Origin of the sequence: Cupriavidus laharis (assembly GCF_914271435.1) — a bacterium.
In the GTDB taxonomy this organism is placed as follows: domain Bacteria; phylum Pseudomonadota; class Gammaproteobacteria; order Burkholderiales; family Burkholderiaceae; genus Cupriavidus; species Cupriavidus laharis.
Genome location: NZ_CAJZAI010000035.1, coordinates 1 through 9,359, shown reverse-complemented (window position 1 = coordinate 9,359; position 9,359 = coordinate 1). Strand labels below are relative to the sequence as shown.

The window sequence follows — 9,359 nt, the reverse complement described above, 5'->3', positions numbered from 1 at the left end:
AAACACGAGAATGACGGCTTGAATCGGCCCATCTCTCCCGCATTGCGAAATGCTGAAGTCCTTGGCTTGTGCAACATCAAGCGCAAACCTCATTGATCAGCGATTCCCTAGAACTGCTGCGCGACAACGGCATCCGCTGTGATTTACGCGACGAGCGCTACGCCGGTGAGTCCATCGATGTTGACTTCGTCGGCACGCTTCGCCTCGACCAGGAGGCCGCCATTGCCGGGATGTTGCAGCACGATGCTGGCGTGCTATGCGCACCGACCGCTTTCGGCAAGACGGTGACGGCGGCCGCCATGATCGCCCGTCGCGGTGTGAACACCTTGGTACTGGTGCATCGCACGGAACTGCTCAAGCAATGGCAGGAGCGCCTGCAAGCCTTTCTGGGCGTCGGCAAAGGCGTGGTTGGCACCATCGGCGGCGGCAAGGCCAAGCCTTCCGGCAAGATCGACATCGCAGTGATGCAATCGCTGTCGCGGCAAGGCGAAGTCAACCCGCTGGTCGAGCACTATGGTCATGTCATCGTCGATGAATGCCACCACATCGGCGCAGTGTCGTTCGACGCGATCCTGAAACGGACCAGGGCAAAGTACGTGCTCGGCCTGACCGCCACCCCGATTCGGCGTGACGGCCAGCAGCCCATCATCTTCATGCAGTGCGGGCCGATCCGGTACACGGCAGCGAAGCCGCCCAGCTCACCGCACGCCTTGGAGGTCGTACCGCACACCTGCCGTTCGCGAATCGAGCTGCCGACAGAGTCGGGCATTCAGGAGGTATTCCGGCACCTGGTCCACGATCAGGCCCGCACTGACGCCATTGCTGCAGAAGTGCTCGAGGCCTTCAAGCAAGGCCGCAAGATCTTGCTGCTGACAGAACGCACCGAACATCTCGACGCTATCCAGGCTGCGTTGGACGGGCAAATTTCCCCCCTCTTCGTGCTGCACGGGCGGCTGTCGAAGCCGCAACGCGCCGCATTGATCACGGCGCTCGACGCCCTGCCCGCCGACGCGCCTCGCGTCTTGCTGGCGACCGGCAAGCTGGTCGGGGAAGGGTTCGACCACCCGCCACTCGACACCCTGGTGCTGGCGATGCCTGTGTCGTGGACAGGAACCCTGCAACAGTATGCGGGCCGGCTGCACCGGGAACATGCCGATAAGACCGACGTACGGATCATCGATTTTGTCGACACCGGCCACGCGGCCTTGCTGCGGATGTGGGAGAAGCGCCAACGCGGGTACCGGGCGATGGGGTATCGGATGGCCGGAGGCGCCGGGACAGAGTGATTGTTTCCCTGCAGCTGGGTTCCTACGGCAGGGTTGAGTTTCCTTGATGTTCCAATGAGATGACGGGGACAAAGCGGCTCCATGAAAAGAAAACTGGGTTTTCGCCATATCGAGACAGTCCACGCGATCGTCCTGACGGGATCGGTGACGGGCGCGGCGACGCGCCTGCATCTCACGCAGCCGGCGATCAGCAACATCTTGCGCGACGCCGAAGAGCGCCTTGGCTTTGCGCTCTTTGAGCGACGTGGCGGGCGTCTGTTGCCGACACACAGCGCAGACCAGCTGTTTGAGGAAATCGAGCGTTCATTTATCGGGCTGGATTCCATTAACGCCTTCTGTGAGCGTATTCAACGCAACCAGCGTAAGCATCTTTCGGTTGCCTGCACGCCGGCATTTGCTGCGGCCGTGCTCCCGAGGCTGGCTGCGGGTTATGCGCACCGCTGCGCTGACGTATTTCTGTCAGTCCATTCCCGTGTCGCGCATCATGTTGCCGCCTTGATCAGCTCCAGAAAGGCCGATATTGGCTTCGCGCTCGAGGTGCCGCCTGTCCCTGGCGTGGAGAGCGAAGTGATTGGGGAGCTGCCGATGTTGTGCTACCTGCCGCCCGGCCACCCGCTGGCTCGACAGAATGTGGTCACGCCGGCGCAACTCCTCAGCGAGCCAATGATTTCGCTTTCGAGTATCGAAGGTATCGAGGAACTGGTGACGGCTTCGTTCCGGGACTGCGGCGCCACACCCGTCCCGGTGGCGGAATGCCCTGCCGCCATCGCAGCTTGCGGCATGGTTGCGGCGGGCATAGGCTTTACCCTGTTCGATTGCCTACCTGCCCAGATCTTTGACCCGGCTCGCCTGATTGTCAGGCAGTTCACGGCGTCAAGCCAGCTGACGTACCGTGCCTACTGGCTGAAATCCAAGACACCGGATTTCGATCCCCAGCCGCTGGTCGCCCTGGCGCGCGGCATCATGGCAGAGATGGCAGGCGAGGAAATTCAGCGAAAGCGTGCCAGCCGGTAGGATGCCAGGTCTATCGGGGCGGGTCCGCCGGTGACGAGCTGCGCCACGAGCCGGCCAGTCATGGGGGCTCCTGTCAGTCCGGTATGACCATGGCCGCATGCAATGTAGAGCCCCGGATGGCCCGGCGCCTCGTCGATGATCGGCACGCTGTCCGGCGTCGAGGGACGAAGGCCGAGCCACATGCTGGCGCCGCGTGTGTTGATGCCGGGGAAAAGGCGCCTGGCCGTTGCAAGGATGGCTTCAGTCCGCCGCTCGTCAGGCGGATGCCGCAGGCCCGCAATCTCGACCGTTCCCGCAAAGCGCAGGCCACCGTCCATCGGCGTCACGGCAACTGCTTTGTCCTTGTAGATAAAGGGATAGGGCACGGTGACCCCGGAATCGGGCAATTGTACGTGGTAACCACGCTCCGCTTCCAGCGGCAGCCGGATGCCGAGCGGGCGCAGCAGTTCCCCGGAAAAGGCGCCAGCGGCCACGACCACGCGCCCGGCGTAGACCTCGCCGAGGTTGGTCCACAGCCGGAATCCGGTGCCATCCGGTTGCAGCTTAACGATTCGCCGTTGCAGGATGCGGCCGCCCTCGCGCTCGAACTGGGCGGCCAGTGCCCCCGTCAGGCGCAGCGGATCCACTGCGTGCGCATGCCTCGGAAACCGTATGCCGCCGCGCACGTGGTCAGCCAGGCCCGGCATCATCGCCCGGATCTGCGCCCCGCTCAGGCTCTCGCACATGACGTCCTGCTGCCGGCGCAGCTCGTTCACCAGCCGGTCGGCCGGGGACTGGCCCGTACTGGCGGACCACAGATGCAGTTGCCCGCCGGTCCTGATGAGTGCATCGCAGGCATCGCCCAGCAGTTCACGATAGGCCAGCAAGGCCGGCGCGTGCAGTGCGCGCAGCGCGCGCGAGGCCTGCGTCACGCGCTTGCGACTGCTGGCGCGCAGCCACGCCAGGAGCCATGGCGAGGCGCGCAGCAGGTGTGGCGGGTGGATGGCAAGTGGTCCGCTGGGATCCAGCAGCCAGCGCGGCAGCTGCCGTGCCATGCCCGGCAGGGCGATCGGGATGCAGCTGTCGACGCTGATCAACCCGGCATTGCCATACGATGCGCCGCCCCCCGGGGCGAGTGTGTCGTAGATCGTTACCTTGCAACCCGCGCGCTGCAGCCACAAGGCAGCACACAGGCCGACGATGCCTGCGCCGACGACGGCGATACCGCCCTGATGATCGGCACTGGCTGGCGGGGACGGAGGACGATACGAGCAGGAGTGCATGTGTGAGTGCCGGTAGGATTGAGGAGCCGCGCGCGGTGCAGGATCGGCCCTGCCCAGGCTCTTGTTCCGATATTGCGGGCGAACGCGGAATCTGGCGATTTCGCATTCGTGATAGCGTATTTGCAATCATGATTCGACAGCGCTTCATTCGCCTCCGATGATTGGCTGACGCGGTCACATTCGGCGAGTTCCGGGCACACGCCCGGTCCGACACATAACCGCAGATCAGCACCCAGACAACCGATAGAGGGGGAAGCAATCATGTCAAGCGAAGCAAAACGAATTGGACGGCGCCATGTCGTGCGCGGCCTGGCAGGGATAGGGGCCTGTCTGGCTATGGGCCTTGGCGTGACACAGGCTGCCTGCGCTGAAGCGCCGGCGCGCTTCATCGTGCCTTTCCCGGCCGGCGGCGCCGCCGACGCCATGGCACGCGTGCTCGTGGAAAAGCTCAGGGACGAACTCAAGCAGACCGTGATCGTAGAGAACCGCCCGGGTGCGAGCACGCGCGTGGCGGCGGAAGTGCTGAAGCAGGCGGCACCGGACGGCAACACGGTACTGATGACCTTATTCGACACCATGGTCATCGCGCCTCTGGTCTATAGCAATCTCCGCTATGACCCGGACAAGGACTTCGCGCCCATCACCGAAGTGGCAGCCGTCAACTATGGGCTGGCAGTCAGCGCAAGCTCGCCCTACCGGTCACTGGCTGATTACGTCAAGGCCGCGAAAACCGATCGCAACGCGGCAACACTAGGGGTGTCCGGCCTCGGTTCCGTACTGCACTTCATTGCGTTCGAGTTCACCAGGAAGGCGGGTGCCGACATCTCCATCGTGCCATTCCAAGGGGGGCCGGCGATGGTGACCAACCTGGTCGGCAATCAGATCGGCTCGGCCGTCGATGGTCTCGGCGTGTTCGTGGAACAGCATCGGGCGCACAAGATCCGTGTGCTGGCTGTGTCGGGCAAGCAGCGTAGCAGCCAGCTTCCCGATGTTCCGACCTTTAGCGAACAGGGCTATCCCTCGCTGGTCGTCGGCTCGGGCTATGCGCTCTATGCTCCCGCCGGCACTCCGCCAGCGCAGGTGTCACGCTGGAACGCAGCAATGCGCAAGGTCCTGGCCATGCCGGATGTGCGCAGCCGCATCCAGAACATTGGCTACGAGCCGCTGGCCGGTTCGACGCCGTTGGAGGTTACCCAGTTGAAAAAACGGCTCGTGGAGCACTGGGCTCCAATCGTCCAAACGGTGGGCTTCAGAGGGGACTGAGCCGGAGGCGCGCACCTGCGCCGCGAATGGCGCCCAGCCGAGCCTATCGGGCACTGACCGCCGCATTCGGGATGCAAGTCTCGATATGCCGGCGCGCCAATGTCCGGGACGCCCGTTTGCCGGGCCGCTGTCGCCCCCCAGCGTGCGCCATGCAATGGTGATCCTCAACGCGCTGTTCGCCTGGCTGACCGAGGCCGGCTATCTCGCCGGCAACCCGCTCGCGCTGGCCCGGCGCCGGCGCGCGCCCACCAAGCCGCGGATCACGCGCTACCTGGGGTCGCTTCAGAAAACGGAAAATTTTGCCAACTACCGGGCGACGAACCTGACCCATAGAATTCGGAGATAGTGTCCCTTCACTTCCGAGCCAGCTGCGGTCGCGGCGGAGGCACAGGTTCTACCCGGCGCGCCCCTTCCACGCCAGCCGTCGTGTCGGGCCGTCGACCGTCTGCTCTTACCCCGACACCACCTAGCACACACCTAGCACCCTCCAACCTGGCATCGCGTGGGCCAGCGGTAATATCGAGTGCAAGGCCGAGAGCCTCAAAATCGTCCCGGCGCTAGAGGGTCCAAACAGTGGATCCGCGTCGGCGCACAGCCTCGATCTGCCCAAGTACACCCTATACACCGACGTCCGCGGCCACATTCTGCGACTCAGCCAATTCTGCTCAACGAGAGGCAAGCCGGCGCCGCCGTAGAGGGCATAAACCGAAGAGTGGCGCTCGGAGCACATGGCGCTGCCGGCCTGTTGATCTGTGTCCGCGGACCGCGACCTGTGTGGGACGTGCCGAGCCGGCCATTGTTATCCAGCGAGCCACGCCACAAGGCAGGATCCCAGTCGAACTATGCGTCTCTCCTGGGGCGGCTTGGCCTTGCAACGCGTCAAAGGCGTGATTGCGAATGCAAGCGTCTCCGGCACGGCACTTACCCCTAAACGCGCGGCGCGCGACAAATACGCTTCATGCGGCACATAGATGTGGCGCCGTGTAACGGGAGCGACCCCGCGTAAGCGAATCTGCCCAACCGTGACCGGGGGCAGCACGAATCGGCCGATGTCCTTTCGCGGAACGGCGCAAGCTGGCCCCCTTGAAATTTGGCTGCGCAATTACTATTTTATTTTCGCTCAGGCAGTCGCGACCATTGCGCGCTGCGTGTTTCTGTTTGTTTGCCAGCAGCTTGGCAGGTGGATGGGAGCGCGTATGCCCCTTCGCCTCCTTGCTGCATCGAAGGAGGATACGACCATGAGCGATCTTTTCTTTGGAACCGACCTCTTCAGCGAACTCGACCGCATGCATAGGCAGATGGCGAGTTTGTTCGGCGGCTTCCCATCCAGCCTCCGCTCCGGCCGCTTCGGGGCATTTCCCCCGGTCAATATCGGTGCCACGGACGATTCCATCGAGATTGTCGCGTTCGCACCCGGGCTCAAGCCAGACCAGTTCGAGGTGTCGATCGACAAGGGCTTGCTGACCATCAGCGGCCAGCGCGAAGCGGCGCAAGCTGCGGAAGATCCCGAGGTCCGGTTGTATGCGCAAGAGCGATTCACCGGCACGTTCCGGCGTGTGGTCGAATTGCCGCAGAGCGCCGACCCCGACAAAGTCCAGGCGCGCTATGCCAACGGATGCTTGTCTATCAGTGTTGGCAAGCGCGAAGCCTCAAAGCCCCGGGCGATCACGGTCCAGTAACGCCAGGAGAAAGCCATGAACGACACTACCCAAATGGTTGAGCGCAACCAGAACGCGGTGGCGAAGAGCCAGGAGGACAGGTCGTCGCCGACGATGACGCTGCTCCCCGCGGTTGACATTATGGAGGACGCCAATGGCGTCACCCTCTGGGCCGACCTTCCGGGCGTGACGAAGGACAAGCTCGAGGTGAATGTCCACGACGGCAACCTCCATATCGAGGCGGAAGCGGTCGTGCCAACCCCCTCCGGATTGCGGGTCCAGCACGCGGAGATTCGCCAGCCGCACTTCGCACGCGCTTTTTCACTGAGTGCCGACCTTGACGCGTCGAAGATCGAGGCGAACTTGCAGGACGGCGTGCTCAAACTGACAATCCCGCGTCGCGACGAAGCGCGTCCACGCCGCATTGCAGTCAACGTGGCGTGAGTTGCCGCCGCCGGGTACCGGTGGCGTCTGCAAGGGCGCCACCGCAGTACCCGCGGAAATGGGCTGGACATACGTCGGTGAGGACAAGATGAAAACAGACCTGGGCAAATGGAACCCATTCAAGTTCCTACGCAAATCGACAGAGGATAGGCAGCCGACGGGCGAGTCGTCGAATGTTCCCGCGCCAAGGCACTGGACACCGGACTGGCCCGACGTTTCACGGCTGTTTTCAAGCGATCCCCTGCGTGCGATGGGCGAGTTTCTGCATGAACCCTTCGCGGGCTTTGGCGGCTTGGATCGATGGTTCGGGGACTTCAGTTCATCGCGCTTCCAACCTCGCATCGATGTAGTCGATGATGGCACGGCGCTGAGGATCACGGCGGAGCTGCCCGGCATGGATCGCGAGGACCTGCAGACTACCATCGAAGATGGCGCCCTGGTATTGCGAGGTGAGAAGAAGCAGGACATTCGGAGCGAGGAAAACGGCTGCTACCGCCTGGAGCGGGCATACGGCGCCTTCATGCGCAGTATCCCGCTGCCCGATGGCATCGACCTCGATCACATCGATGCGAAGTTCGACAGAGGCGTATTGACGCTGCGTCTACCCAAGACCGGAGCGCGGCAATCTGCGGTGAGGAAGATCGAGGTGAAGTGAGCGGAAGATGGCGAGCTGCGTCAAGGGCATAGACTCGCGTGAGTCTGCTGCGCTCAGCTGGGAGATTCCAGCTGGCCATGCAAGGTAGCGCGTCCGAGGCCCTTTCTGGCATAGGCGGCGCTCGGAACGCGCGGTGCTGGCTTGCAACCGCAGCGAATCCACGTGCGACGCTGAGGTCTTGAAATCGCCGGACTGGCCTCTATTTCCGCGGTAAACACTTCCCGAGATGGAGACTTCGATGGAATTCGATTCTGAGTGGGTGACGCTAGGCAGGCATCGGGTGCGGCTCAAGTGCACGCGCGGCTTTCCTACCGAGCGGACGCGGCGCGTAGCGGAGTTGGTCACAGTCGCGATCGATAACAACCTCAGCGCGCGGGCCCGCTTGGTCGACATCACGGCGCAAGGCGATGCTTACGTGATCAGCATCGGCACGACGTTCGAAAAGGACAGAGTGGCGGCCCCCCACCTGGAAGTGGCACTGGCCACGATGTTCGGCTTGGCGCCCGAGCAGATCACGATTGACATTGTCGTCGTCAGTCAGGCAGAGGTGGATGTGCATTTTGGCGTATATGAGCGGATGCTGGCAGAGAAGCTCGGCACCGTGCCGGCCATTCAGTGAAGCGCCAGGATCGGTGCCTGGCCAATAATGCTTGTGGTTTGAATCCACACGCCGGCGTTGACACGTGAATGTCCTGAACGGCGGCCCGGACACGACCCGATCGGCCGGACAAACTCATGATCACAGTGATCGGACGAGGAGCAAGGCTATGAACATCCGTCCACTACACGATCGCGTCATCGTCAAACGCTTGGACGCAGAACACAAGACGGCCAGCGGTATTGTCATCCCCGATACCGCCGCCGAAAAGCCGGACCAGGGCGAGGTCCTGGCTGTCGGCCCCGGCAAGCGCCTGGGCGATGGCCATGTCAGCGCGCCGAGCGTGAAGATTGGCGAGCGCGTGCTATTTGGCAAGTATGCGGGCACCACCGTCAAGCTTGAAGGCGAGGAGGTGCTGGTGATGCGTGACGAGGACATTCTGTGCGTCGTTGAATAGAGGAAGGAACAGAAGACTAGCGTCTCGCAAGGAGTCTCATCATGGCAGCCAAGGAGATCCAATTTCAGGAGTCCGCGCGCCGCCGCATCGTGGCGGGAGTCAACCTGCTGGCCAACGCGGTCAAGGTCACGCTCGGCCCCAAGGGGCGCAATGTGGTCCTCGAGCGATCGTTCGGGCCCCCGCTGATCACCAAGGATGGGGTGTCGGTCGCCAAGGAAATCGAACTGCGCGACAGGTTCGAGAACATGGGGGCCCAGTTGGTCAAGCAGGTTGCGGCCAAGACATCCGACGTGGCCGGTGACGGCACCACGACCGCCACCGTGCTGGCCCAGGCGATGGTTCAGGAGGGCATGAAGGACGTGGTGGCGGGCCTGAATCCGATCGATCTGAAGCGCGGCATGGACCTGGCCGTGAGCGCGGTCGTCGAGGCGCTGCGCAAGCTGAGCCGGCCCTGCACTACGAGCAAGGAGATCGGCCAGATCGGCGCGATCTCCGCCAACGCTGATGAGGCGATCGGCAAGATCATCGCTGACGCGATGGTCAAGGTCGGCAAGGACGGGGCCATCACGATCGAAGACGGCAAGTCGCTGGAGAGCGAGCTGGAGGTCGTCGTGTTACGTCCCGCGCTATTTGAGGGCCGACGTCCCGGGCTAATCGAGGTGGAACGACAGCGTTTGTCTCGCGCTGCGATGGGAATGAACATGACCGCGCAGAGCGCGAGA

At 63.2% G+C, this 9,359-nt stretch carries 10 protein-coding genes and 1 pseudogene; 10 read left to right on the top strand and 1 reads right to left on the bottom strand.

Features of this window, described 5'->3' with window-relative positions:
* Nucleotides 1-92: 92 nt before the first annotated feature.
* Both LDO29_RS27930 and LDO29_RS27925 read left to right on the top strand, forming a co-directional pair.
* Complete coding sequence (locus LDO29_RS27930; RefSeq protein ID WP_318035538.1) at nucleotides 93-1,286, top strand: DEAD/DEAH box helicase; 1,194 nt, start codon at nucleotides 93-95, stop codon at nucleotides 1,284-1,286.
* A gap of 81 nt (nucleotides 1,287-1,367) precedes the next feature.
* Entirely contained in the window at nucleotides 1,368-2,300 is a 933-nt protein-coding gene (locus LDO29_RS27925; RefSeq protein ID WP_224082965.1) for a LysR substrate-binding domain-containing protein, read from the top strand.
* Here LDO29_RS27925 and LDO29_RS27920 read toward each other — a convergent pair.
* Nucleotides 2,276-3,562 carry an NAD(P)/FAD-dependent oxidoreductase gene (locus LDO29_RS27920; protein WP_224082964.1) on the bottom strand — a complete coding sequence of 429 codons (1,287 nt, stop codon included), beginning with the start codon at nucleotides 3,560-3,562 and terminating at the stop codon, nucleotides 2,276-2,278. The two genes, LDO29_RS27925 and LDO29_RS27920, sit on opposite strands and share 25 nt — an antisense overlap.
* A gap of 261 nt (nucleotides 3,563-3,823) precedes the next feature.
* On the opposite strand from LDO29_RS27920, the gene LDO29_RS27915 reads away from it, so the two are divergent.
* The 8 genes and pseudogenes from LDO29_RS27915 to LDO29_RS27880 form a co-directional block, all read left to right on the top strand.
* The gene (locus LDO29_RS27915) at nucleotides 3,824-4,825 is read left to right on the top strand and encodes a tripartite tricarboxylate transporter substrate-binding protein (protein WP_224082963.1); all 1,002 of its coding nucleotides are present in this window, start codon (nucleotides 3,824-3,826) and stop codon (nucleotides 4,823-4,825) included.
* A 109-nt stretch (nucleotides 4,826-4,934) separates the two neighbouring features.
* Nucleotides 4,935-5,099: pseudogene (locus LDO29_RS27910) on the top strand (integrase); the annotation flags it as partial.
* Between the two features lie 964 nt (nucleotides 5,100-6,063).
* Nucleotides 6,064-6,504 carry an Hsp20/alpha crystallin family protein gene (locus tag LDO29_RS27905; RefSeq protein WP_224082962.1) on the top strand — a complete coding sequence of 147 codons (441 nt, stop codon included), beginning with the start codon at nucleotides 6,064-6,066 and terminating at the stop codon, nucleotides 6,502-6,504.
* Nucleotides 6,505-6,519: 15 nt separating this feature from the next.
* Nucleotides 6,520-6,927 carry an Hsp20/alpha crystallin family protein gene (locus LDO29_RS27900; protein ID WP_022540321.1) on the top strand — a complete coding sequence of 136 codons (408 nt, stop codon included), beginning with the start codon at nucleotides 6,520-6,522 and terminating at the stop codon, nucleotides 6,925-6,927.
* Nucleotides 6,928-7,015: 88 nt separating this feature from the next.
* Nucleotides 7,016-7,582, top strand: a complete 567-nt coding sequence (locus LDO29_RS27895) for an Hsp20/alpha crystallin family protein (protein WP_041682411.1) — start codon at nucleotides 7,016-7,018, stop codon at nucleotides 7,580-7,582.
* A gap of 238 nt (nucleotides 7,583-7,820) precedes the next feature.
* On the top strand, nucleotides 7,821-8,201 hold the full coding sequence (locus LDO29_RS27890) for a hypothetical protein (protein ID WP_224082961.1): 381 nt from the start codon (nucleotides 7,821-7,823) through the stop codon (nucleotides 8,199-8,201).
* Nucleotides 8,202-8,349: 148 nt separating this feature from the next.
* Nucleotides 8,350-8,637 carry a co-chaperone GroES gene (locus tag LDO29_RS27885; RefSeq protein WP_022540319.1) on the top strand — a complete coding sequence of 96 codons (288 nt, stop codon included), beginning with the start codon at nucleotides 8,350-8,352 and terminating at the stop codon, nucleotides 8,635-8,637.
* A 41-nt stretch (nucleotides 8,638-8,678) separates the two neighbouring features.
* The coding region (locus LDO29_RS27880; RefSeq protein ID WP_290369627.1) for a TCP-1/cpn60 chaperonin family protein at nucleotides 8,679-9,359 on the top strand (681 nt) is incomplete at its 3' end.